This is a genomic window from Streptomyces sp. URMC 124 (assembly GCF_051386455.1).
Lineage (GTDB): Bacteria > Actinomycetota > Actinomycetes > Streptomycetales > Streptomycetaceae > Streptomyces.
Genome location: NZ_JBPQTS010000019.1, coordinates 11,969 through 35,111, shown reverse-complemented (window position 1 = coordinate 35,111; position 23,143 = coordinate 11,969). Strand labels below are relative to the sequence as shown.

Below are 23,143 nucleotides of genomic sequence, written 5' to 3'. Positions count from 1 at the left end.
CGCTCAGTTCCCCCTACGGAAGGCTTCCAGCAGTCGCTCCGCCGCCAGGCTCGCCGGCAGCGCGCCCTCGCGCACCTGCTGTTCGATGCCCGGGCCGGCCTTCCGGACCGCGGGGTGGTCGCGCAGCTCGTTCAGGAGCTGTTCGCGGACCATCGTCCAGACCCAGTCGACCTGCTGCTCGCGGCGGCGCGAGGCCAGCGCCCCCGTGCTCTCCTGGACGCGCCGGTGCTGCTCCAGGCGGTCCCAGAGGACATCCAGGCCGGTGCTCTCGCGGGCACTGCAGGTCAGGACGGGCGGGTTCCAGGCGGCGTCCGGGGGCTGCAGCAGGCGCAGCGCCCCTGCCAGTTCGCGGGCGGCGGCCTTGGCGTCGCGCTCGTGGGGGCCGTCGGCCTTGTTGACGGCGACGATGTCGGCCAGTTCGAGGACGCCCTTCTTGATGCCCTGGAGCTGGTCGCCGGTGCGGGCGAGGGTGAGCATGAGGAAGCTGTCGACCATGTCGGCGACGGCGGTCTCGGACTGGCCGACGCCGACGGTCTCCACCAGCACGACGTCGTAGCCGGCGGCCTCCATGACCACGATGGTCTCGCGGGTGGCCCGGGCCACGCCGCCGAGGGTGCCGGCCGTGGGCGAGGGCCGTACGAAGGCGGCGGGGTCGACGGCGAGGCGCTCCATGCGGGTCTTGTCGCCCAGGATGCTGCCGCCGGTGCGGCTGGAGGACGGGTCGACGGCGAGGACGGCGACCCGGTGGCCGAAGCCGGTCAGCATCGTGCCGAAGGCGTCGATGAAGGTGGACTTGCCGACGCCCGGCACGCCCGTGATGCCGATCCGCCGGGCCGCCCCCGCGTGCGGGAGCAGCTCGGTCAGCATCCGCTGGGCGAGCGCCCGGTGTTCGGCCCGGGTGGACTCGACGAGGGTGATGGCGCGGGCGACGACCGCCCGCTTGCCGTCGAGCACGCCTTTGACGTAGGCGTCGATGTCGATCGTCCGTGCCATCGGGACAACAGCCTCACAGTTCGTGGCCGAGGACCCCTGCGAGGGTCTTCAGCAGGTCGTGGGCGGCGTCCGGGATGACCGTGCCGGGCGGGAAGACCGCGGCGGCGCCCATCTCCAGCAGCGTGGGGACGTCCTGGGGCGGGATGACGCCACCGACGACGATCATGATGTCCTCGCGCCCCTGCTCCGCCAGTTGTTCGCGCAGCGCCGGGACGAGCGTGAGGTGGCCGGCCGCGAGCGAGGAGACGCCGACGATGTGCACGTCGGCCTCGACGGCCTGCCGGGCGACCTCCTCGGGCGTCTGGAAGAGCGGGCCGACGTCGACGTCGAAGCCGAGGTCGGCGAAGGCGGTGGCGATGACCTTCTGGCCGCGGTCGTGGCCGTCCTGGCCCATCTTGGCGACGAGGATGCGCGGGCGGCGGCCGTCCTCCTGCTCGAACGCCTCGACCAGGGCGCGGGTGCGCTCCACGCCGGACGACGGGCCTGCCTCTTCGCGGTACACACCGGAGATCGTACGGATCTGCCCGGCGTGCCGTCCGTAGACCTTCTCGAGTGCGTCGGAGATCTCACCGACGGTGGCCTTGGCGCGGGCGGCGTCCACGGCGAGGGCCAGGAGGTTGCCTTCGAGGCCCGGGCCGGAGCCGGCCTCGGCGGCGCGGGTCAGCGCGTGCAGGGCGTCCTGGCAGGCCGTCTCGTCGCGCTCGGCGCGCAGCCGCCGCAGCTTCTCGATCTGCTGGGCGCGCACGGAGGAGTTGTCGACCTTGAGGACCTCGATCTGCTCGTCGCTGTCGACCCGGTACTTGTTGACGCCGATGACCGGCTGCCGCCCGGAGTCGATGCGGGCCTGGGTGCGGGCCGCGGCCTCCTCGACGCGCAGTTTGGGGATGCCCGCGTCGATGGCCTGGGCCATGCCGCCCGCGGCCTCGACCTCCTCGATGTGCTGCCAGGCGCGCCGCGCGAGGTCGTGGGTGAGCCGCTCGACGTAGGCGCTGCCGCCCCACGGGTCGATGACCCGGCAGGTCCCGGACTCCTGCTGCAGCAGCAGCTGGGTGTTGCGGGCGATGCGGGCGGAGAAGTCGGTGGGCAGGGCGAGCGCCTCGTCCAGGGCGTTGGTGTGCAGCGACTGGGTGTGCCCCTGGGTCGCGGCCATGGCCTCCACGCAGGTGCGGGCCACGTTGTTGAAGACGTCCTGGGCGGTCAGCGACCAGCCCGACGTCTGCGAATGGGTGCGCAGCGACAGCGACTTGGCGTTCTGCGGCTCGAAGCGCTTGACGAGGCGTGCCCACAGCAGGCGGGCGGCGCGCAGCTTGGCGATCTCCATGAAGAAGTTCATGCCGATCGCCCAGAAGAAGGAGAGCCGGGGCGCGAACGCGTCCACGTCCAGGCCCGCCCCGATGCCCGCCTTGAGGTACTCCACCCCGTCGGCGAGGGTGTAGGCGAGCTCCAGGTCGGCCGTGGCCCCGGCCTCCTGGATGTGGTAGCCGGAGATGGAGATCGAGTTGTAGCGCGGCATCTTCTGCGAGGTGTACGCGAAGATGTCGGAGATGATCCGCATCGAGGGCCGGGGCGGATAGATGTAGGTGTTGCGGACCATGAACTCCTTGAGGATGTCGTTCTGGATGGTCCCGGCCAGCTTCTCGGGCGGTACGCCCTGTTCCTCCGCGGCGACGATGTAGAGCGCGAGGACGGGCAGCACGGCGCCGTTCATCGTCATCGACACGCTCATCTTGTCGAGCGGGATGCCGTCGAAGAGCTGGCGCATGTCGTAGATCGAGTCGATGGCGACGCCCGCCATGCCGACGTCGCCGGTGACGCGCGGGTGGTCGCTGTCGTAGCCGCGGTGGGTCGGCAGGTCGAAGGCGACGGACAGGCCCTTCTGACCGGCCGCCAGGTTGCGCCGGTAGAAGGCGTTGGACTCCTCGGCGGTGGAGAACCCGGCGTACTGCCGGATGGTCCAGGGCTGGTTGACGTACATCGTCGGGTACGGGCCGCGCAGGTAGGGCGCGATGCCCGGGTACGTGCCGAGGAAGTCCAGGCCGTGCAGGTCGTCGGCGGTGTACAGCGGCTTGACGCCGATGCCCTCGGGGGTCTCCCAGACCAGGTCCTCGGCGCTCTTGCCGGTGGCCTCCTTCAGGGCCGCGCGCCACTGGCCGGGATCGGCCGCCCGGCCGGCGTCCGCCGGTCCCAGGTCGATTCCGGAGAAGTCGGGGATGCGCATCACGCCACTCCCATGCGGTCGAGGACGGAGGAGAGGACGGCGACCGCGTCACCGCCGGCGAAGACGAACTCGTCGACCCCGGCCCGCAGATACGCCTCCCGCTGCTCGCCGCCGGGCTTGCCGGCGAGCAGGACCCGCCCGGCGCCCGCTGCCTTGAGGGCGGCGGCGACGGCTTCGGCCTGCTCGGCGTAGAGCTTGTCGCTGGAGCACAGGCAGGCCACGGCGGCGCCGCTGCGCGCGAACGCCTCGGCGACGGAGTCCGCGCCGACCGTGGCGGGGTCGTGCACGGGCTCGATGCCGCCGGCCTGGAAGAGGTTGGCGGCGAACGTGGCCCGGCCGGTGTGCGCGGCGGCCGGGCCGAGCGCGGCCAGGAAGACGCGGGGGCGGGCGCCGGTCGCGGCGAGGTGGGCGTCGGAGCGGGCCCGCAGGGCCTCGTAGGCCTCGTCGCGCCGGACCCGCGGCAGGCCGCCGCCGGGGGCTGCGGGCACGGGCTCGCGCTCCACCGGCTGCTCGCCGAGGAAGGGGAACTCGCTGACGCCGGTGACCGGTTCGCGCCGCGTCGCGAGGTCGGTGGAGCGGCGCTCCCACGTCGCGGCGAGCCGCTCGGCCACCAGGCCGGAGCGCAGCGCCGCGGCCTGGCCGCCGGCGCGCTCCAGCTCCTGGAACCAGGCCCAGGCGGCGTGCGCGAGCTCGTCGGTGAGGCTCTCGACGTACCAGGAGCCGCCGGCGGGGTCGATGACCCGGGCCAGGTGGGACTCCTCCAGCAGCACCGAGGAGGTGTTGCGGGCGATGCGGCGGGCGAAGGCGTCGGGCAGGCCGATGGCCTCGTCGAAGGGCAGGACGGTGACGGCGTCGGCGCCGCCCACGCCCGCGCCGAGGCAGGCGACGGTGGTGCGCAGCATGTTCACCCACGGGTCGCGGCGGGTCATCATCACCGTGGAGGTGACCGCGTGCTGGCGCTGGGCGGCGGCCGCGGTGACGGCGCCGCTGACCTCGGCGACGCGGGCCCACAGGCGGCGGGCGGCGCGCAGTTTGGCGATGGTGAGGAACTGGTCGGCGGTGGCCGCGTAGCGGAACTCCAGCTGGGCGCAGGCCTGGTCGACGCTGAGCCCGGCGGCGGTGAGCGCACGCAGGTAGGCGACGCCGGTGGCCAGCGAGCAGCCGAGTTCCTGGGCGGCGGACCCGCCGGCCTCGTGGTAGGGCAGGGCGTCGACGGTCAGGGCGCGCAGGCCGGGCCGGCCGTCGGTGCACAGGGCGGCGAGGGAGGCCGCGGCGGCCAGGGGCGCCCCGGGGTCGGCGCCGGTGCCGGTGCGGGCCAGGGTGCCGAGGGGGTCGGCGCCGAGGTTGCCGAGGGCGGCCCGGGGGGCGATGCCGCGCTCGTCGTACAGGCGCAGCAGTTCCCGGGCGGCCGCCTCGAAGTCCGCGCCCGCGTCGAGGACGACGGGGGCGAGGTCGAGGTAGACGCCGTCGAGGGCGGTGGCGAGGCCGTCGACGGGGATGCCGGCGGGACCGGTGGTGAGCCAGAGGGAGGTGACGCCGTTCTCCAGGTCGGCGAGCACCGCTTCGTTGGCCCGCCGGGGGTCCGGGTGGGCGTGGCGCTGGCGCACGTCCCAGCCGGTCGCGGCCGTCCCTTCGGCCCGTCCGCCGCGGACGAACGGGGCGAAGCCGGGGTAGCCGGGCGCCGCGGGGGCGTCGTCGGCGGTGTAGAGCGGGCCGGTTACGAGCCCGTCCTGGAGTTCGGTGGCGAGTGCCGCCTCGGCTGCCGGGCCGGATGCGTCAGCCGCGCCCGCTTTGCGCAGTACACCCTCCACCAGGCGCTGCCACTGCTCGCGGGTGGGGTCCGGGAACTCGGCGGCCAGGGGGAAGCCTTCGTCAGGCAGGACCGTCATGGGGGGAAGGCTAGGGGAGCCGGGCCGCCCTGCAGCAGTGGCAACCGCTGTGACCTTGGCCTCTTCGCCGGCGGCTCCCCGGTTCCCAGCTGCCCCGCCTCAGCCCCGGGGGGCGCAGGCGCGCACGGCGTCGTCGTGGGTCAGCACGCACGCGACGCGCTCCCCGCGCTCCTTGCCGTAGCGGGTGACGAGGGCGCTGCGGAAGTCGGCCCACTGGCGGCGGGTGTCGGCGACGGCGCCCTGGACGGCCCGGTCGAAGTTGCCGCCGGTCTTGCCGCGCGCGGTGCCGGGGGCGCTGGTGGCGCCGGTGGCGGCGTCGATCAGGCCCTTGTCCTTGTTGAGGTCGCCGTGCTGCACGCGGCCGGAGCAGCCGAGGGGCACCAGGGAGTAGCAGCCGGTGGTGAGCTCGGCGGGGACGGCCGAGTGCTGCGGGAGCTGCCCGCCCGCGAGGGCGAACAGCGGGGACGGCGCGGGGAGGTTCAGCCCGGGCGGGTTGTCCTTGCCGGTGGGCCGGCCGGGGTCGGCCTTGTCGGTCCAGTTGCTGTGCGAGTAGAAGTCCTGGACGCCGTGGAGGGCGCGGCCGAGGCCCTCGAACGCCTCGCACTTGTTGCGGCCGGGCACGCCGAGGGTGAAGGTGCAGTCCTTGGCGAGGTCGGTCTCGCGGGAGGCGACGCTGCCGTCGGCGTCGAGCGTGGAGCCCGCGGCGGTGACGCCTTCGGCGAAGCGGGTCTGCAGGCGGGCGACGCAGGCGAGGAGCTCCTTGGTGGCCTGGTCGCGGGTGCGGGCGTAGCCGCTCTGCGCGAGGTAGTCGGCGTTGTCGCAGTGGGCGGCCGGACTGACGATCTCGTCGGTGTCGGGGGCCCCGACGGCGCCGAAGGTGCCCGAGTGGCCGGCCATCTGGTCGAGGGAGCGGGGCTCGAAGCAGCTGCCGTCGGAGGGGGTGCCGGGCGGGCAGGCCAGGGCCGCGCGCGTGATGCGCTCGTGTTCGGCGTGCTGGCCGAGGGTGTTGACGGTGCCGAACGCGCGGGCGGGCGGCGCCTGAACGGTCATCAGCATCGGTGCGGCCAGGGCGGTCGCGCCGAGGAAGACGAAGGGGGTGAGTCTTCGCATGCTCTCGGAACCCATTTCATGATCTTGGGAGTGGAGAGCACAGTTGACCGGGATCGGCGCGAAATGCGCAACTCTGAGTGACTGGGGCAACGATCGGACGCTCTGTCAGGCGGTGTGCGCATCAACCCGATTCCGGTGATCCGCCCACCGTACGGCCACCGTCGTGCCGCCCCGGGACCACGAACTCGCACCACACGGACTTCCCCGAGCCGCGGGACTCGACCCCCCACACGTCGGCGAGCCGGTCGACCAGCAGCAGGCCCCGCCCCGAGACCCCCGACTCCCCCGGCTCGCGGCGGCGCGGCAGCGTGCTGGACCGGTCCTCGACGTCGACGCGCACCCGCCGCTCGGGGCCGGTGATGATGCGGATGGTCACCACGGCCGCTCCGTCGGTGTGCAGCAGCGCATTGGTCACCAGCTCGTCGGCGACCAGCTCGATCTCGTCGGAGCGCTCGCGCGCGCCCCAGGCCCGTACCGCCGCCCGGATCATGTGGCGGGCCGCGGAGAGGGCCTCGGGGTCGGCCGGGGCGATGTGCTGCTGGAGCCGGCCGCCGCCCTGGGTGGCGGCACCCTGGCGGCGCAGCAGCAGGACGGCCATGTCGTCCTCGCCGACGCGGTCGCCGATCACCTCGCACAGCCGGTCGGCCAGCTGGTGGAGCTCGTAGGGGCCGTCGCGGACGAACGCGCACAGCCACTGCATGCCTTCGTCGAGGTCGGAGCCCGGCTGCTCGACGAGGCCGTCGGTGAACATCAGCAGGGTCTCGCCGGGGTCGATCTCCACCGTCGTCACGGGGTAGTCGAGCCGGCCGAACTCGGCCGAGAGCCCCAGCGGCAGCCCCCCGGAGACGGGCAGGCGCCGGCAGGTGCCGTCGGTGTGTCTCAGCACGGGGTCGATGTGGCCCGCGCGCACCAGCTGGACGACGCCGGTGGACAGGTCGGCCTCGGCATAGGTGCAGGTGGCGAAGCGGTCCGTGTCGAGCTCGTGGAGGAAGGAGGAGGCGCGGGCCATCACGGTCGCCGGGGCGTGGCCCTCCGTGGCGTACGCCCGCAGGACGATGCGCAGCTGGCCCATGACGGCGGCGGCCTGGGTGTCGTGCCCCTGGACGTCGCCGATGACGGCGCCGACCCGCCCGCCGGGCAGCGGGATCACGTCGTACCAGTCGCCGCCGATGTCGCGGCCCATGCGGGCCGAGCGGTAGCGGACGGCGATCTGCGCTCCGGGGACCTCGGGGATGCGGCGCGGCAGCATGGACTGCTGCAGGCCCTCGGCGAGGTCGTGCTCCTGGTCGTAGAGCATGGCGCGCGCGATGGCCTGCGAGAGGCTGCTGGAGAGGGCGATCAGCAGGTTGCGCTCCTGCTGGGTGAAGCCGCGGGTCTCCCGGTAGAGCAGCCCGATGGCCCCGACGGGGCGGGCCTGGGCGATGAGCGGGAGATAGGCGGCGGAGGAGATGCCGACCTCCTCGATGCGCTCCCACAGCCAGGGGTAGGCGGAGGCGAACTCCCCGCGGGACTCGATGAAGCGGGGGGCCATCGTGCGGATGACCTCGCTCATGGGGAAGTTGTCGTCGATGCGGGTCCAGCGGGTGCCGGGGATGTAGTGCTCCCCGGGGCCCTCCGCGACCATGTGGATCCGGCCCGCCTCGACGATGCCGAGGACCAGCAGGTCGGAGCCGAGGTGCTGGACGGCGCGGTCGTCGCGGAAGAAGTCGACGACGTCCTGGACGGTGCGCGCGTGGGCGAGGGCCGCGGTGAGCGTCTCCACGATGGTGGTGTGCGAGAGGCGGTTCTCGTCGCGTCTGCCGATGGAGTGGCCGAGCTCCTCGGCGGCGTCGCGCACGATGCCGATGATGCGGTGCGGATGGCCCTCCCCGTCGCGCCGGATCCGGCCCTGGGTGTACGTCCAGTGCAGGGAGCCGTCGGGGGCGCGGATGCGGTAGTAGGCGCTGTAGGTCTCGCGGCCCTCCTTCAGGGCGCGGGTGACCTGGGCGTCGAGGTCGGCCGCGTCGGCCGCGAGCACCTTGCCGGACAGGCCCGACAGGCGGCCGGTGAACTCCTCGGGGGTCAGGTCGAAGAGTTCCAGGGCGGAGGCGTCCATGTGGAGCACGCCCGTATCGAGGTCCCAGTCGAAGCCGCCCATGCGGTTGAGGGCGAGGGTGAGCTCCGGGCGAGCGGGCCAGTCGTCCGGCACGGAACCCGCCGGTGCGGCGGCAGGCGTCGCTCCCCGATCAACCATAGAGCTACTCTGACACCTTTTGCCCGTTTCTTCGATGTGACTGCGCACTCCGGAGTGGTACGGATACGCCATGGAGTGGTTCACGGTCTCCGGGTACTGGCTGAGCAGGCTGGTCCTGCAGCGCGCGCTCGCCGGCGTCTACCTCGTGGCCTTCCTTGCGGCGGCCCTCCAGTTCCGCGCCCTCATCGGAGAACGGGGCATGCTGCCCGTGCCGCGCTTCGTGCGCCACGTGCCCTTCGGCAGGGCCCCGGGCGTCTTCCAGCTGCACTACTCGGACCGCTTCTTCGCGGCCTGGGCCTGGGCGGGCGCCGCCCTGGCGGCGGCGGTGGCGGCGGGCGCGGCGGACGAGGTGCCGCTGTGGGCGGCGATGGCCATGTGGGCCGCCCTGTGGGTGATGTACCTGTCGATCGTCAACGTGGGCCAGACCTGGTACGGCTTCGGGTGGGAGTCGCTGCTGCTGGAGGCAGGGTTCCTCGCCGTGTTCCTGGGCAACGCCCGCACGGACCCGCCGGTCCTCGTGCTGTGGCTGATGCGCTGGCTGGTCTTCCGCGTCGAATTCGGCGCGGGGCTGATCAAAATGCGCGGCGACCCCTGCTGGCGGGACCTGACCTGCCTGTACTACCACCACGAGACCCAGCCCATGCCCGGCCCGCTGAGCTGGTTCTTCCACCGCCTGCCACGGCCGCTGCACCGTGTGGAGACGGCCGCCAACCACGTCGCCCAGCTCGTCGTACCCCTCGCGCTGTTCGCCCCTCAGCCCGTCGCGAGCGTGGCCGCCGCCGTGATCATCTGCACCCAGCTCTGGCTCGTTGCCTCCGGCAACTTCGCGTGGCTCAACTGGCTGACCATCGTCCTGGCCGTCTCCGCGCTCGACGGCGCCGCGGCCGCCAATCTCCTCGGCCTCCCGGCGCACTCCCCGGCACCCCCTCCCCCGGGCTGGTACGAGGTCCTCGTCATCGCCGCGACCGCGCTCGTGGCCGTCCTCAGCTGGTGGCCGGTGCGCAACATGCTCTCGCGGCAACAGCGGATGAACATGTCCTTCAACGCCTTCCACCTGGTCAACACCTACGGCGCGTTCGGCAGCATCAACCGCAGGCGCTACGAGGTGGTCGTCGAGGGCACCGACGAGGAGCGGGTCGGACCGGACACGGTGTGGAAGGAGTACGGCTTCAAGGGCAAACCCGGCGACCCGCGGCGGCTGTCCCGCCAGTACGCCCCCTACCACCTGCGGCTCGACTGGATGATGTGGTTCGCCGGGATCTCCCCCGCCTACGCCGAGCCGTGGTTCGGCCCGTTCGTCGAACGCCTGCTGACCGGCGACCGCGCCACGCTGCGCCTCCTGCGGCACAACCCCTTCCCCGACGCCCCGCCCACCCACGTACGGGCACGGCTCTACCTCTACCGCTTCACCACCCGCGAGGAACGCCGGGAGTCCGGCGCCTGGTGGCACCGGACGCTACGGGGGGAATTCCTGCCGCCGGTCGCGCTGCGACGCGATTAGCCTGCGGCGAGGGCGGCCCGGCGGAATACGGGACCACAGCACCCCGCGCGCGTCACGAACCGCCCCGCGGCCCCAGCCCGCACACCGCCAGTTCCGCGGCCGTGATCGACGGCTCGTTGCGGATCTCGCGGCCCGGACCGCGCAGCACGCCGAGGACGACGGGCGGCTTGACCAGGGCCGACATCGGCGCGGACAGCGTCATCACGTCGAAGAGGGAGCGCATCACGACGGGGTTCACCGTGGCGGTGCGCATCAGGCGCTGGACGTAGCCGCGCAGCAGCCGCGCAGCAGCGGGCGGCTGCTCGCCGATCGCGCCCGGATAGTTGATGTCCTCGCCCGTGGCCAGGTCCCACGGGCTGCCCGCAGCCCGGCCGACCGCGCGCTGGATGCGCCGTGCCAGGCCGGGCGACCCCAGGCCCTGGTCCGCCAGGATGCCGCGGATCGCGACCGCGCTGTGGGCGGCCACGGACATGCCCTGCCCGTAGACAGGGTTGAAGGTGGCGACGGCGTCGCCCACCACCGCGAAGCCCTCCGGCCAGGCGGGCATCCGCTCGAAGTAGCGGCGGCGGTTGACGGTGCTGCGGGTGAGATGGACGTCCGTCAGCGGCTCCAGGTCCGCGATCAGGTCGGCGATCAGCGGATGGCGCAGACTGCGCACGAACGGCTCGAACTCCCCGGCCTCCCGCGTCGGCTCGCCCCCGCGCGTGCCGCAGGCCGTGAGCAGCCAGCGGCCGCCCTCGACCGGGACCATCGTCGCGCCCTGGCCCGGCTGCCGGCCACGCGGATCGGCCTGGACGCTGACGACGGGGAAGCGCTCGCTGCCCGCGGGCGCCCGGAAGATCCGGGTCACGTAGACCATGCCGGTGTCGACGGTCTCCTCGTGCGCGGGGTGCAGCCCGAGCTCGGTGAGGCGGCGCGCCGCCTGCGAGCCGCGCCCGGAGGCGTCGACCACCAGATCGGCCTCCAGGGCCTCCGCGGAGTGACTGCCGGCCGTGCGGACCTTCACGCCGGTGACCCGCTGCGCGGTGCCGAGCAGCGCGAGGGCGTCCGTCTCCTCCCGCAGGGTGACGCCGGGCAGGGCCAGTACCTGCTCGCGGACGACCATGTCCAGCAAATCGCGCGTGCAGGCCATCAGGAACTGCGTGCCCGGCCAGCGCGGGTACCAGCCCTGCGGGCCCATCGCGACCAGCCCGGTCCCCAGCGGGATCCGGCGGGCCCCCGCACGCACCCACCCCTCGATCGCGCCGGGCAGCAGGGACTCCACCGCCCGGGCGCCGCCGGACATCATCAGGTGCGCGTGGCGCGCCTGCGGCAGGCCCTTGCGCGGCTCCATCCCCCCGGGCAGCCGGTCCCGCTCCACGATCACGACCTCGCCGGCGTGCCGGGCGAGCCCGGCCGCGGCCAGCATCCCGGCCATGCCCGCACCGAGGACCACCGCACGGCCCCTGTTCTTCGTCATGCCCCCCACCCTCCCCACGGCGCACCGCGCCTACTCACCGGTTCACCCGGGGGCGCGCCCGCGCGGCATGCGCACTCCGCGCGGATCGCGCACCGTAGGACGAGAGGCGAAGGAGGCGGTGAGGCCGATGGACCCGGTGGAGGCGCTGGACCGCATCGCCTTCCTGCTGGAGCGCGCGGCCGCGCCCACCTACCGCGTCAAGGCGTTCCGCACGGCCTCCGAGGTCATCGCCGGGCTGCCGGAGGAGGAGGTGCCGCGCCGGGCGGCCGCCGGCACGCTCACCACCGAGAAGGGCATCGGCCCCAAGACCGCCGGCGTGGTGGCCGAGGCCGTCGCCGGACGCGTACCCGGCTACCTGGCCAAGCTCGAGGAGGAGGCCGCGAAGCCGCTGGCCGAGGGCGGCGAGACCCTGCGCGCGGCCCTGCGCGGCGACTGCCACATGCACTCGGACTGGTCCGACGGCGGGAGCCCCATCGAGGCCATGGCCCGGGCGGCGCGCGACGTCGGGCACGAGTGGGCGGTGCTGACCGACCACTCCCCCCGCCTGACCATCGCCCGGGGCCTGACGGCGGAACGGCTGCGGGCCCAGCTCGACGTGGTCGCCGAGGTGAACGAGCGCCTCGGCGACGGCTTCCGGCTGCTGCGGGGCATCGAGTGCGACATCCTCGACGACGGCGCGCTCGACCAGGAGCCCGGCCTGCTCGACGAGCTCGACATCGTCGTCGCCTCCGTGCACTCCAAGCTGCGCATGGACGCGACCGCCATGACCCGCCGGCTCGTCGGCGCCGTGGCCAACCCCCTGGTCGACGTCCTCGGCCACTGCACCGGGCGGATCCTGGCCGGCCGGGGACGGCCCGAGTCCGCCTTCGACGCGGCGATGGTCTTCGCCGCCTGCGCACGCTTCGGCACCGCCGTGGAGATCAACTGCCGCCCCGAGCGGCTGGACCCGCCCCGCAGGCTGATCCGCCAGGCGCTGGACGCGGGCGTGCTGTTCTCCCTCGACAGCGACGCGCACGCCCCCGGCCAGCTCGACTGGCAGATCCACGGCTGCGCCCGCGCCGAGGAGTGCGGGGTGCCCGCCGAGCGGATCATCACGACGTGGACGGCGCCCCGGCTGCTGGAGTGGGCGCGGAGCAAGGGCTAGGCGGCGGCGATGGCCCCCACCGCCCGGCACGCCCCGGCGCCGCCGCCCGCCATCCGGCCGATGCTGGCCACCTCCGCGCCCCTTCCGCCGGCGGCCGAGGAGGCGGCGTGGGCCTTCGAGGTCAAGTGGGACGGGATCCGCCTGGTCGTGAGCCTGCCCGGCGACGGCACCGTCCGGCCCGTCACCCGCGCCGGCAACGACGCCACCGTCACCTACCCCGAACTGCAGGAGCTGGGAGAGCAGCTGCCCGGCCGGCCGGCGGTCCTCGACGGCGAGGTCGTCGTCCTGGACGCGGCAGGCCGCCCCGACTTCGGGCTGCTCCAGCGCCGCATGGGCGTCACCGACCGGCAGCGGGCGGAGCGCCTGGCCGCGGAGTACCCCGGCCGCCTCATGCTCTTCGACGTCATGCACCTCGACGGACGGTCCCTGCTGGGCCTGACCTACCGGGAGCGGCGCGCCGTGCTGGAGGGCCTGGGCCTCGCGGGTCCCGCCTGGTCGGTGCCCGCCGCGGTGGAGGGCCACGGGCAGCAGGCCTGGGAGACCACCCTCGAAGCCGGGTTCGAGGGCGTGGTCGCGAAGAAGCTGACGTCCCTCTACACCCCGGGCATCCGGTCATCCGAATGGCGCAAGACCAAGCACGTCGTCACGCTCGACGTGATCATCGGCGGCTGGGCCCAGGGCCGCGGCGCCCTCTCGGGGCTGCCCGGCGCGGTCCTGGTCGGCGTGGAGGAGCCGGAGGGCCTGCGCTACGCGGGATCCGTCGGCTCGGGCCTCTCGGAACGCGAGCGCCGCGACCTGGCCCGCTACCTGTCCGTGCTCGCCCGCCCCGACCCGCCGTTCGCCGGCCCCGTCGACGTGCCCGGCGCGCACTGGGTCGAGCCCCGGCTCGTCGCCGAGGTCGTCTTCTCCGGCTGGACGGCGTCCGGACGCCTGCGGCACCCCGTCTGGCACCGGCTGCGCCCCGATCTGACCCGGCTGGGCTGACCGCGGGACGTCACCGTCACGGGAGGTGCGCGCGCGTGGCGTCGCCGGTGAGCGGGGCCAGCAGATCCCCGTACTCCTCCATCCGGTCCAGCACCTGCTCGGGGGTGAACGCGAGCTCCTCCGGGTCCCGGCAGGAAGCGACCTCGTCCCAGGTGACGGGGGCCGCCACCCCGGGAGCGCCCTCCCGCAGCCGCACGGTGTAGGGCGCGGCGGTGGTCTTGGCGCTCGCGTTCTGCGACCAGTCGATGAGGACCTTCCCCCGGCGTTCGACGCGCGCCATGGACACCACGACGAGGCCGGGGTGCTCGCCCATCATGCGGGTGGCCAGCGCCTTGGCGTAGCCGCCGGTGTCCCGGCCGGACGCGGCGTGGACCGGCGCGTACAGGTGCAGGCCCTTGGAGCCGGAGACGACCGCGTGGGCGGTCAGCCCGTCGTCGTCCAGGAGCTGGCGCAGCCGCTGGGCGATCCGGCAGCAGACGACGAGGTCGGTGCCCGGGCCGGGGTCCAGGTCCAGCACGAGCCGGTCGTGGCCGTCCGGCCCGGCGGTCGCCGTCCACTGCGGGACGTGCACCTCGTACGCGCCGAGGTTGGCCATCGCGACCAGGGCGGCCGTGGTGCCGATGACGACCTGCTCGGTGACGCCGTCGCGGTGCTCGACCGGCACCACCGGCACCCACCCGGGCTTCCCGCCGGGCGGGTTCTTGGCGACCCAGCTCTGCCCGCCCGGCCCCTCCGGCGCGCGGACGAAGGAGGCGGGCCGGTCGGCCGTGTGCGCCACCATCACCGGGGCGATGCGCGCGTAGTACTGCAGCACCTGTGCCTTGGTGTGGCCGGATGCGGGGAAGAGCACCCGGTCGAGGTGGGTCAGGGCCAGCCGGTGGCCCTCGATCTCCACCGCCTGCCGCTCCGGGGAGACAGACATAAGGTAGGAATTCCCCGTGGAGGGATAAAACTATGCGGACCATGTGGAAAGGTGCGATCGGCTTCGGACTGGTGTCCGTACCCGTACGGCTGTACGCCGCCACCCAGGAACACGGCCTCCGGCTGCACCAGGTCCACGACAAGGACGGCGGCCGGATCCACCTCAAGCGCACGTGCGAGGTCTGCGGCGAACAGGTCGACTACGAACACGTCGCCAAGGGCTTCCAGGACGACGAGGGACACACCGCCGTCGTCACCCAGGACGAGCTGGCCGGCCTGCCGCTGCCCAGCAAGAAGCTCATCGACGTGCTCGCCTTCGTCGACGCCGACCGGATCGACCCCCTCCAGCTCTCCAACGGCTACTACCTGGCGCCCGAGAGCGCGGCGGCCAACAAGCCCTACGTCCTGCTGCGCGAGACCCTCAAGCAGACCGAACGGGTGGCCGTCACCAAGATCGCACTGCGCACCCGCGAGTCCCTGGCCCTCCTGCGCGTCCACGGCGACCTGCTGACCCTGCACACCATGTACTGGCCGGACGAGGTCCGCGACAGCGGCGACCTCGCACCGCCCTCCTCGGTCACCGTGCGCCCGCAGGAGCTGAAGATGGCCACGAGCCTGATGGACACCCTCTCCGAGGAGTTCGACTTCGAGGAGCTGGAGGACGAGTACGAGATCGCCCTGGGCGAACTGATCAACGCCCACCTGTCCGACCGGCCGGTCCCCAAGAAGGAGACGGCACCCGCACCGGACAACGTCATCGACCTGATGGCCGCGCTCCAGGCGTCCATCGACAATGCGGCCGGAAAGACGGAGGAGAAGGCGGAAAAAGGCCCCAAGAAGGAGGCCACCGCCGGGAAATCGACGCGCAGCACCGCAAAGAAATCCGCCGCACCGCAAAAACGCACGGCCGCCAAGAAGACCGCGGCGGACTCCTCCACCGCCAAGGGCAAGAAGACCGCCGCATCCACGTCCAAGAGCACCACGGCCAAGAGCGCCACCGCCAAGAGCACCACGGCCAAAAGCACCACGGCCAAGACGACCAAGAAGACGGCGGCCCGGAAGACCGGCCGCCGCGCTTCCTGAGCCGGAGCCCGCCGCGCTCAGCGCACTGCGTCGCCCGCCGGCTCGGCCCCCTCGCACACCGCCGAAGCGAGGTCGGCCCGGGCGGTCGCCACGAGCCCGTCCGCCGCGCACTGCTCGGCCACTTCCAGCCCCTCGCGCAGCCGCTCCGTCGCTTCCGGCAGCCGGTCGGCCCGCAGCAGCGCCGAACCATGGGCCACCAGCGCCGCCGCGAACTCGTACTTGCACGGCGAGCGGCGCAGGTGCACCACGGCCTGACCGAGCTTCACCAGCGCCTCGTCCGGCTCGGCGACCAGGGCGGCCCGCCGCAGGGCATCACCGATGGCGGTGTCCGTACCGAAACGCGCGGCGTTACGGACGGCCTTGTCGGCCAGGGCGCGGGCGCGCTCGGGGTCCTCGTCCTTGACCGCGACGGCCAGGTCGAGCGCCCACGGGGCCCACACCGTGTTGTTCCGGCCGCGGTCCTCGAGCCTTTGCCCGGCGGCCTCCAGCTCCGTGACCGCCTCCTTCGTACGCCCCTGGGCTAGCAGCAGCCGTCCGGCCAGGCACGCGGCGTCGGGCAGCACGATGGCGGGCGTGTACGGCGCCCGGAAACCGTTCTCCTCGGCGAAGGCCCGGGCCTCGTCGACCCGGCCGCGCGCGAGCAGGGTGTCGATCAGCAGGCAGGCGCCGTCCCAGTGGATCGGCAGGCCGGGACCGAGGCGCTTGCCCAGCCGCAGTCCCTCGCGCAGCAGCGCCTCGGCCTCGTCCAGCTCCCCGCGGCGGCGGTAGACCAGCCCGAGGAAGTCGTGCGCGAAGGCGAGGTGGCCGCCGCTCCAGCCGGAGATCTCGAAGGCCCGCACCGCGTCCTTGAAGAGCTCCTCGGCGTGGTCGAGCCGGTCGGTGTAGGCGAAGGTGATCCCGATGATGCTGGGGACCTCGAAGCCCCACTCCGTGTTGGTCCACCCCATGCCGTCGGCGAGCCGGCCGTCCACGAGGGCGCGCTCGATGTGCTCGACCACCTGCACCGCGTCCTCGCCGCGGATCATGCCGTCGAAGCCGCGCAGCGCGAGCAGGGTCCGCTCGGTGTTGTCACGGCCGCGGATGCGCTCGGCGAGCTCCGCGATGCGGCGCGAACGGCCCTGGGAGTCCTGCTCCTCCACCTGGATGCCCTGCCACAGATAGTGCGCGGCCTGCAGGCGCATCCTTCCTGCACCGGGCGGCGTGCGCTCGGCCTGCTCCCGCACGACCTCGGCCGCCTCGCGCAGCTGGCTGTTGTGCGCGTAGGCCTGGGAGAGGCGGTACGTGGCGTCGACGCGCAGCTCCTCGGTGAGGTGCGGCAGGGACAGCGCCGTCTTGAGGTGGTTGACCGTGGTCGACGGCGAGGTGAGCAGCGCCGAGCAGCCCAGCTCGTACAGCACCCCGGCCCGCTCCTCCTCGGGCGGCGGCTCCTGCAGGGCGCGCTCCAGACAGCGGCGGGCCGCATCCGGGGCACCGACCGCCAGGTGCTCACGGGCCGCCGCGCGCAACTGCTCGACCAGCTCGGAGTCGTGGTCGGGATGGACCTCCAGCAGGTGCCGGGACGCCGCGGCGGCACCCAGCCCGGCTTCCGTGACGGACCAGGCGGCCTGTCCGTGCATCGCCGTGCGGGTGGCCGGCGGGATCGAGGCGTAGATCGCGGTGGCGATCAGCGGGTGGACGAATTCCAGGTCGATCGCGCCGGTGAGGATGCGCGCGTGCCGCAGCTTGTCCGCGCACTCGGCGGCCTGGGCCGGGCCCATGCCCGCGAGGTTCGCCGCCAGGGACGGCTGGATCTCGGTGCCGAGCACGGCCGAGGCCCAGGCGAAACGGGTCACGGCGGTCCCCAGCCGCTCCAGGCGGGACACCAGGCCGCTGCCGCGGGCCGTGGCACCGAGGTCGCGCAGGAGGGAGGCGGACTCCTCGACCGGCTTCAGGCCACGGTCCTGTGCCTTGGCGACCAACTCGACCGTCTCGTACGGATTGCCGCCGGTGACCGCCCAGACCTCGCGGCAGAACGGGGCGTCGGCCTCGTCCGGGAAGGAGTCGTGCACCAGCCGGTGGACCGCTTCGGGAGTCAGGGCGCGCAGCTCCACCGGGCGCGAGCTGCGACCGGTGACGAGGTCCTTGAACCCCGGTGCGTTCTCCGGGAGTTCCTCGGGGCGGTAGGAGATGACGGCCAGCAGCGGCGTCTCCTGCAGGCGCACGGCGAAGAAGGCCAGCCACGTGAGCGATTCGGCATCGGCCCAGTGGGCGTCGTCGATCATCAGAACCACCGGCTCCTGCCGGGTGGCGAGTTGGGTGACGAGCCAGTCGATGCCGTCGCGCACGCCCTGCGGGTCCTGCGGGCCGATCGGCGGGGCGATGCCCAGCGCGGGGCCGGCGATCTCGTACCAGCCGCCGAGCAGCTCCTTGCGGTCGGTGTCGCTCATCGGCGCCAGGACGGGCTGGAGCAACTGGCGCACGACGTGGAAGGGGACCGGCTGCGCGGACTCGCTGCCGCGCGCGAAGAGGACGGTGCACTTGCCCGCCTCCATGGCCATCCGGCGCGTCTCGGTGAGCAACGCCGTTTTCCCCAGGCCCGCTTCACCGCTGTAGAGCAGCAGCCCGCCGAGCCGGGACCGCCCTTCGGCCGCCGCCCCGCACAGCCTTTGCACCGCCTGCTCAGCGGCTTGCAGCTCGAGCTCCCGCTCGAACAGGGCGGCGGATGCGTTCTGTTCACGCTGATGCCCTGACATGGCGATGTCTCCCCGGAAGATGTGGTGGAGCGAGCCTAGCCCCGTCCGTGAGGCCAGGGGCAGGGTTCGGCAGACGGACCACTCGGGAGCGTGACCCTCCCCCGCCCGCCCCCGGAGCCCGTTCCGCACCACGAGCAGCATGCCCCACCCGAGCCCGAACATACATTCATACGATTCGGAAACCCATTCGGAATTCGAAGCGCGAGGCCATTATGGAGCCTTTCGAATTCCTGCGTCAGGCCGATCTGCGAATATGACAACTTCGCGCCGGAGCCCCGCGCGACCGGCTACGCTCCATGTCGCGCAGCGGGTCGTGGCGACTACTTCACGGTGCGCACAAGTGCTGCGCCGGCGCCGTTCTCCGCGGGAGACACCCGGGATTGCCGCGCGCCGGGCCCTACGCCTTCTTAAGAGTTCCGAGGATCCCGATGGTTGGTACTGGCTCGTCAGTTCAACGGCGGCCCGTCTCCGCTCTGATATGGCTGATCTCCCCCCTGGTCCTGGCCGTGTGCACGGGTACGGCGGTCCTCGCCGTCGCTCCCGACGCCCGCGTACCGGTGGCCTGGTGCGGAGCCTCCGCCACGGTCGCGGTGGCGCTGGCAAGCTCCGAGGCCGCCCGGCGGGGACGGGTCATCACGGCACTGCGGCGGCGCTGCGCCGAGCAGGAGGCCGGTCTGCGGTATCAGCTCGACCAGCACGAGGCGGAGACCCGGCGGCTGGCCAAGGAGCTGCTGCCCCGGGCCATCCACCTGCTGCAGCGCGGCGCCCCCACCGAGGTCGTGCTGCGCCACACGCTGCCCGTCCACGACCTCGAGCCCGGCTACGCGACCGCCCACCGGTCGGTGCTGAAGTCCGTCATCGAGGCCGTGCAGGCGGAGGAAGGGCTGCGCGACTCCGCGCAGCGCGCCTTCGTCAACATCGCCCGCCGCATGCAGGCCATCGTCCACCAGCAGGCCTACGACATCCGGGAGATGGAGCACAAGCACGGCAACGACCCGGACGTCTTCGGCGACCTGCTCCACCTCGACCACGGCAACGCCCTGACGGGCCGCCTCGCCGACAGCATCGCCGTGCTCGGCGGCTCCCGCCCCGGCCGCCAGTGGAAGAACGAGATCCCTCTTTACAACGTGCTGCGCGGCGCCATGTCGCGGATCCTGGAGTACCGGCGGGTCGACCTGCACTCGGTGGCCGACGTCGCCGTCGTCGGCGCCGGCGTCGAGCCGGTGATCCACGCCCTGGCCGAGCTGCTGGACAACGCCACCCGCTACTCGCCCCCGCAGACCCGGGTGCACCTGACCGCCGTGGACATCCAGTCCGGCATCGCCGTCGAGATCGAGGACGCCGGCGTCGGCCTCACCGACGAGGCGCGCCGCCGCACCGACCGCGTCCTCTCCCGCGAGGGCGCCCTCGACCTCGACGACCTCGGCGAGGCGCCGCGGCTGGGCCTCGCGGTCGTCAGCCGGCTCGCCCGCACGTACAACTTCCTGGTGTCGCTGCGGCCCTCCGCCTACGGAGGCGTCCGGGCCGTGCTGGTCATCCCCATGGACCTGATCACCGCCAGCAAGCACCCCGGCGGCGACATCGCCCGCGCGCCCAAGCTCCCGCCCTTCAAGTCCAAGCGCCGCCCGGGCCAGAAGATCCCCCCGCCCGCTCCGCAGACGGCTCCGCCGATGATGGAGCACCCCATCCCGCCACCGCTCGGGGACAGCGGGCTGCCGCAGCGGCGGCGCCGCCGGGGCCCCGCGCCGCTCCCGTTCGGCCGGGGCGCGGCCGAGCGGCGGGACCGGTCGCCGGCCCCGCCCGCCGCGCCGGCCGCTCCGGAGGAGGCCCCCAAGCAGCCCGGAATGTGGCTGGCCGCCTTCAACCGCGGCATCAACGGGGAGTCCCTGGAGCCGGATCCCGGCCGGCCGAACAGTGATATCCCGTCAGACAAGGAAGAGTAGCCAAGTGACGCAGCCGCGGTTCAACATGGACTGGATGCTCAAGGACCTGGCAACCAGTGTTCCGCAGACCCGCCACGTGATCGTGCTGTCCTCGGACGGCCTGCGCATGGCTCAGCACGGCACGGACCCGGACGCCGCGGACCGCCTCGCCGCCGCCTGTGCCGGCCTGCAGAGCCTCTCCACCGCGATCGCCGGTGAATTCCCGCACGGGGACGGGCAGATGCGCCTGGTCGTGATCGAGGTCGACGGCGGTTTCTTCTATCTGATGGCCGCCGGGGCCGGGGCCTTCCTCGCCGTCCTGGCCGACGACGACGTGGACGCCGAGCTGATGGGCATGCGGATGCGGGATCTGGTGGCCCGCATCGGTTCGCATCTCACCAGTCCGCCGCGGGTCGGCGGGTCGGTGACATGAGCACGGAAGTACCCGGCGACCCGACCGCGCCCGGCAGCCCGGACCGGCTCTACATCCTCACCGGAGGCGAGGCCCGCGCGGAGCGGAAGACGGAGCTCGACCTGGTGACGCTGATCGTGTCCCGGTCCGAGGCCGACCCCGGGCTGCAGCCCGAGCACGCCGCCATCGTCAGGATGTGTGCCTACCCCCTCTCCGTCGCCGAGATATCGGCCTATCTGGAGCTCCCGGTCAGCACGCTGACCCTGCTGCTCACGGAACTGGTGGCGGGGCGGCACGTGGAGGCCCGGCCGCCGGTCCCGGCGGCGGCCCTTCCCGACGTACAACTTCTGGAGGCGGTGATGAATGGACTACAGAAGCTCTGACTCCCCCGGGCTGGAGACCTATGCGGGGCCGCGCAGCGAGGACGTCCTGCCGGCCTCGGCCACCGCGGCCGTCAAGGTGGTCATCGTCGGCGGGTTCGGGGTCGGCAAGACGACCCTGGTGGGCTCGGTGAGCGAGATCCGGCCGCTGACCACCGAGGAGACGATGACCCAGGCCGGTGTCGGCGTGGACGACATCGCGGGAATCGAGCACAAGACCGAGACGACCGTGGCCATGGACTTCGGCCGGATCAGCATCAACGAGCAGCTGGTGCTGTACCTGTTCGGCACGCCGGGCCAGGAGCGCTTCTGGTTCCTGTGGAACGGCCTGTTCGAGGGCGCCCTCGGCGCGGTCGTCCTCCTCGACACCCGCCGCATGGACGTCAGTTACGACGTGATCGGCCGCCTGGAGGAGAAGGGCGTGCCGTTCGTCGTCGGCGTCAACCGCTTCCCCCAGGCCCCCAGATATCCGATGGAGCAGCTCCGCTCGGCCATGGACCTCGACGACTCGGTGCCCATGGTCGACTGCGACGCCCGGGACCGCGCCTCCTGCCGCGACACCCTGCTCACCCTCATGCGCTACCTGTACACGCTCACCACCGCCTCCACGGAGCACCAGTGACCCTCCCTTCCGAACGCCCCCGCACCACCTCCCCGGCCGGGCCTCCCCCGCAGTGCCCGGCCCACGCGACCGGCCCCGGCGGGATCACCCGGCTGTACGGCCCGGAGGCCGAGGCCGACCCGATGGGGCTGTACGAGCGGCTGCGCCAGAAGCACGGCCAAGTGGCGCCCGTCCTGCTGCACGACGACGTCCCGGCCTGGATCGTGCTCGGCTACCGCGAGGCCCTCGACGTGGCGCGCACTCCTTCCCGCTTCTCGCGCGACTCCCGGCTGTGGATCGAGGCGCGCGAGGGCCGCGTGGCCCCCACCCACCCGCTCGCGCCGATCACCACCTGGCAGCCCATCTGCGTCTTCGCCGACGGCCAGCAGCACGAGCGCTGGCGCGGCGCCGTCAACGACAGCATCGCCCGCTTCGACAAGCGCGGTATCCGCCGCCACGTCACGCAGTCCGCGAACCAGCTCGTCGACCGCTTCTGCACCTCGGGCCGGGCCGATCTGGTGCACGAGTTCGCCGAGCAGCTGCCGATGATGGCGATGACGCAGCTGCTGGGCATGCCGGAGGCGTACAGCCCCCAGCTGGTCAACGCCGCCCGGGACATGATCAAGGGCACCGAGACGGCGATCGCGAGCAATGAGTACGTCCAGGAGACGCTGCGCAGGCTGGTGGCGCGCAAGCACGCCGAGCCGGGCGCCGACTTCACCAGCTGGCTGCTGGAGCACCCGGCCGGGCTCACGGACGACGAGGTGCAGCAGCATCTGCGGCTGGTGCTGATCGCGGCCTTCGAGACCACGGCGAACCTCATCGCCAACACCCTGAAGATGGTGCTCACCGACCACCGCTTCCAGGCCTCCCTGGCCGGCGGCCACATGACGCTGCCGGACGCGGTCGAGCAGGTCCTGTGGGACGAGCCGCCGTTCATCTCGATCCTGGGCCGGTGGGCGACGCAGGACACCGAGCTGGCGGGACAGCAGATCAAGCAGGGGGACGCCCTGATCCTCGGGCTGGCCGCGGCCAACATGGACACGGTGATCCGCCCCGACCCCGACGTGCCCGTCCACGGCAACCGCTCGCACCTGGCGTTCAGCGGGGGCCAGCACGAGTGCCCGGGCCAGGACGTGGGCCGGGCCATCGCGGACACGGGCATCGACGCCCTGCTGCTGCGCCTGCCCGACCTCACGCTCGCGGTGGAGGAGTCGGAGCTGAGCTACCGCTCCACCCTGATGTCCCGTCACCTGACCGGGCTGCCGGTGCGGTTCACGGCGCGGGCGCCGCTGCCTCCGGAGGAGACGCTGGCACCCGCGCCGGAACCGCCCGCGCCCGCTCAGCCGGAGCGCGCCGAGCAGCCGGCCATCCCGGCGCCGCCGGTCCGGGCCGCCGGCCCGGAGGAGTCCGGTCCGGGGCGCTCGTGGTGGCGGTCGCTGCGGCGGCTGCTGCTGCGCCGGTAGCAGCCGGCGTCGAGCAGGTCCCACCACCAGGCGATGGCGGGGACGGGCAGCGGGTCGGGGCTGTCGTCCGACGGGAACGGCTTCCACCACTGCAC

The 23,143-nt window shown here is 73.1% G+C and carries 17 protein-coding genes; 9 read left to right on the top strand and 8 right to left on the bottom strand.

All coding sequences use genetic code 11. The features are described from left to right. Positions 1 to 3 precede the first annotated feature (3 nt). The 5 genes from meaB to ACSNOG_RS06210 form a co-directional block, all read right to left on the bottom strand. Positions 4 to 993 (bottom strand): methylmalonyl Co-A mutase-associated GTPase MeaB, encoded by a 990-nt coding sequence (gene meaB, locus ACSNOG_RS06230; RefSeq protein ID WP_436751521.1) that lies wholly within the window; start codon positions 991 to 993, stop codon positions 4 to 6. 13 nt (positions 994 to 1,006) lie between these two features. Further along, a complete protein-coding gene (gene scpA, locus ACSNOG_RS06225) occupies positions 1,007 to 3,211 on the bottom strand; it encodes a methylmalonyl-CoA mutase (RefSeq protein WP_436751520.1) in 2,205 nt (734 codons plus the stop codon). Further along, positions 3,211 to 5,100, bottom strand: a complete 1,890-nt coding sequence (gene mutA, locus ACSNOG_RS06220; RefSeq protein WP_436751519.1) for a methylmalonyl-CoA mutase small subunit — start codon at positions 5,098 to 5,100, stop codon at positions 3,211 to 3,213. Before mutA ends, scpA begins: the two co-directional genes overlap by 1 nt. Before the next feature lie 99 nt (positions 5,101 to 5,199). Further along, complete coding sequence (locus ACSNOG_RS06215) at positions 5,200 to 6,225, bottom strand: CinY protein (RefSeq protein WP_436751518.1); 1,026 nt, start codon at positions 6,223 to 6,225, stop codon at positions 5,200 to 5,202. 106 nt (positions 6,226 to 6,331) lie between these two features. Then, complete coding sequence (locus tag ACSNOG_RS06210) at positions 6,332 to 8,443, bottom strand: SpoIIE family protein phosphatase (RefSeq protein WP_436751517.1); 2,112 nt, start codon at positions 8,441 to 8,443, stop codon at positions 6,332 to 6,334. A 70-nt stretch (positions 8,444 to 8,513) separates the two neighbouring features. Here ACSNOG_RS06210 and ACSNOG_RS06205 point away from each other — a divergent pair, with 70 nt between their 5' ends. After that, entirely contained in the window at positions 8,514 to 9,944 is a 1,431-nt protein-coding gene (locus ACSNOG_RS06205; protein ID WP_436751516.1) for a lipase maturation factor family protein, read from the top strand. Positions 9,945 to 9,996: 52 nt separating this feature from the next. Here ACSNOG_RS06205 and ACSNOG_RS06200 read toward each other — a convergent pair whose 3' ends face one another. Next, a complete protein-coding gene (locus ACSNOG_RS06200) occupies positions 9,997 to 11,403 on the bottom strand; it encodes an FAD-dependent oxidoreductase (protein ID WP_436751515.1) in 1,407 nt (468 codons plus the stop codon). Between the two features lie 127 nt (positions 11,404 to 11,530). On the opposite strand from ACSNOG_RS06200, the gene ACSNOG_RS06195 reads away from it, so the two are divergent. Further along, a complete protein-coding gene (locus ACSNOG_RS06195; RefSeq protein WP_436751514.1) occupies positions 11,531 to 12,547 on the top strand; it encodes a PHP domain-containing protein in 1,017 nt (338 codons plus the stop codon). Between the two features lie 9 nt (positions 12,548 to 12,556). Further along, positions 12,557 to 13,531 carry a non-homologous end-joining DNA ligase gene (ligD, locus tag ACSNOG_RS06190; RefSeq protein WP_436751513.1) on the top strand — a complete coding sequence of 325 codons (975 nt, stop codon included), beginning with the start codon at positions 12,557 to 12,559 and terminating at the stop codon, positions 13,529 to 13,531. Between the two features lie 16 nt (positions 13,532 to 13,547). On the opposite strand, the gene ligD (ACSNOG_RS06185) is transcribed toward ligD (ACSNOG_RS06190), so the two are convergent. Further along, a complete protein-coding gene (gene ligD, locus ACSNOG_RS06185; protein WP_436751512.1) occupies positions 13,548 to 14,453 on the bottom strand; it encodes a non-homologous end-joining DNA ligase in 906 nt (301 codons plus the stop codon). A gap of 41 nt (positions 14,454 to 14,494) precedes the next feature. On the opposite strand from ligD (ACSNOG_RS06185), the gene ACSNOG_RS06180 reads away from it, so the two are divergent. Further along, positions 14,495 to 15,535 carry a Ku protein gene (locus tag ACSNOG_RS06180; RefSeq protein WP_436751511.1) on the top strand — a complete coding sequence of 347 codons (1,041 nt, stop codon included), beginning with the start codon at positions 14,495 to 14,497 and terminating at the stop codon, positions 15,533 to 15,535. Between the two features lie 17 nt (positions 15,536 to 15,552). On the opposite strand, the gene ACSNOG_RS06175 is transcribed toward ACSNOG_RS06180, so the two are convergent. Beyond that, positions 15,553 to 18,267: an ATP-binding protein gene (locus ACSNOG_RS06175; RefSeq protein WP_436751510.1), complete on the bottom strand. Its 2,715-nt coding sequence runs from the start codon at positions 18,265 to 18,267 to the stop codon at positions 15,553 to 15,555. A gap of 428 nt (positions 18,268 to 18,695) precedes the next feature. On the opposite strand from ACSNOG_RS06175, the gene ACSNOG_RS06170 reads away from it, so the two are divergent. The 5 genes from ACSNOG_RS06170 to ACSNOG_RS06150 are packed head-to-tail and all read left to right on the top strand — an operon-like array spanning position 18,696 to position 23,048. After that, positions 18,696 to 20,210 (top strand): sensor histidine kinase, encoded by a 1,515-nt coding sequence (locus ACSNOG_RS06170; RefSeq protein ID WP_436751509.1) that lies wholly within the window; start codon positions 18,696 to 18,698, stop codon positions 20,208 to 20,210. Positions 20,211 to 20,235: 25 nt separating this feature from the next. Further along, positions 20,236 to 20,622, top strand: a complete 387-nt coding sequence (locus ACSNOG_RS06165) for a roadblock/LC7 domain-containing protein (RefSeq protein ID WP_206329087.1) — start codon at positions 20,236 to 20,238, stop codon at positions 20,620 to 20,622. Further along, positions 20,619 to 20,984, top strand: coding sequence for a DUF742 domain-containing protein (locus ACSNOG_RS06160; RefSeq protein ID WP_436751508.1), 366 nt, complete (start codon positions 20,619 to 20,621; stop codon positions 20,982 to 20,984). Before ACSNOG_RS06165 ends, ACSNOG_RS06160 begins: the two co-directional genes overlap by 4 nt. Beyond that, on the top strand, positions 20,965 to 21,603 hold the full coding sequence (locus ACSNOG_RS06155) for a GTP-binding protein (RefSeq protein ID WP_436751507.1): 639 nt from the start codon (positions 20,965 to 20,967) through the stop codon (positions 21,601 to 21,603). Before ACSNOG_RS06160 ends, ACSNOG_RS06155 begins: the two co-directional genes overlap by 20 nt. Continuing rightward, on the top strand, positions 21,600 to 23,048 hold the full coding sequence (locus ACSNOG_RS06150; protein WP_436751506.1) for a cytochrome P450: 1,449 nt from the start codon (positions 21,600 to 21,602) through the stop codon (positions 23,046 to 23,048). The genes ACSNOG_RS06155 and ACSNOG_RS06150 overlap by 4 nt, the downstream gene beginning before the upstream one ends. Positions 23,049 to 23,143: the final 95 nt, after the last annotated feature.

Coding starts and splice junctions, on each gene's coding strand:
- meaB (WP_436751521.1), bottom strand. CDS start 993: ATGGCACGGACGATCGACATCGACGCCTACGTCAAAGGCGTGCTCGAC.
- scpA (WP_436751520.1), bottom strand. CDS start 3,211: ATGCGCATCCCCGACTTCTCCGGAATCGACCTGGGACCGGCGGACGCC.
- mutA (WP_436751519.1), bottom strand. CDS start 5,100: ATGACGGTCCTGCCTGACGAAGGCTTCCCCCTGGCCGCCGAGTTCCCG.
- ACSNOG_RS06215 (WP_436751518.1), bottom strand. CDS start 6,225: ATGGGTTCCGAGAGCATGCGAAGACTCACCCCCTTCGTCTTCCTCGGC.
- ACSNOG_RS06210 (WP_436751517.1), bottom strand. CDS start 8,443: ATGGTTGATCGGGGAGCGACGCCTGCCGCCGCACCGGCGGGTTCCGTG.
- ACSNOG_RS06205 (WP_436751516.1), top strand. CDS start 8,514: ATGGAGTGGTTCACGGTCTCCGGGTACTGGCTGAGCAGGCTGGTCCTG.
- ACSNOG_RS06200 (WP_436751515.1), bottom strand. CDS start 11,403: ATGACGAAGAACAGGGGCCGTGCGGTGGTCCTCGGTGCGGGCATGGCC.
- ACSNOG_RS06195 (WP_436751514.1), top strand. CDS start 11,531: ATGGACCCGGTGGAGGCGCTGGACCGCATCGCCTTCCTGCTGGAGCGC.
- ligD (WP_436751513.1), top strand. CDS start 12,557: ATGGCCCCCACCGCCCGGCACGCCCCGGCGCCGCCGCCCGCCATCCGG.
- ligD (WP_436751512.1), bottom strand. CDS start 14,453: ATGTCTGTCTCCCCGGAGCGGCAGGCGGTGGAGATCGAGGGCCACCGG.
- ACSNOG_RS06180 (WP_436751511.1), top strand. CDS start 14,495: ATGTGGAAAGGTGCGATCGGCTTCGGACTGGTGTCCGTACCCGTACGG.
- ACSNOG_RS06175 (WP_436751510.1), bottom strand. CDS start 18,267: ATGTCAGGGCATCAGCGTGAACAGAACGCATCCGCCGCCCTGTTCGAG.
- ACSNOG_RS06170 (WP_436751509.1), top strand. CDS start 18,696: ATGGTTGGTACTGGCTCGTCAGTTCAACGGCGGCCCGTCTCCGCTCTG.
- ACSNOG_RS06165 (WP_206329087.1), top strand. CDS start 20,236: ATGGACTGGATGCTCAAGGACCTGGCAACCAGTGTTCCGCAGACCCGC.
- ACSNOG_RS06160 (WP_436751508.1), top strand. CDS start 20,619: ATGAGCACGGAAGTACCCGGCGACCCGACCGCGCCCGGCAGCCCGGAC.
- ACSNOG_RS06155 (WP_436751507.1), top strand. CDS start 20,965: ATGGACTACAGAAGCTCTGACTCCCCCGGGCTGGAGACCTATGCGGGG.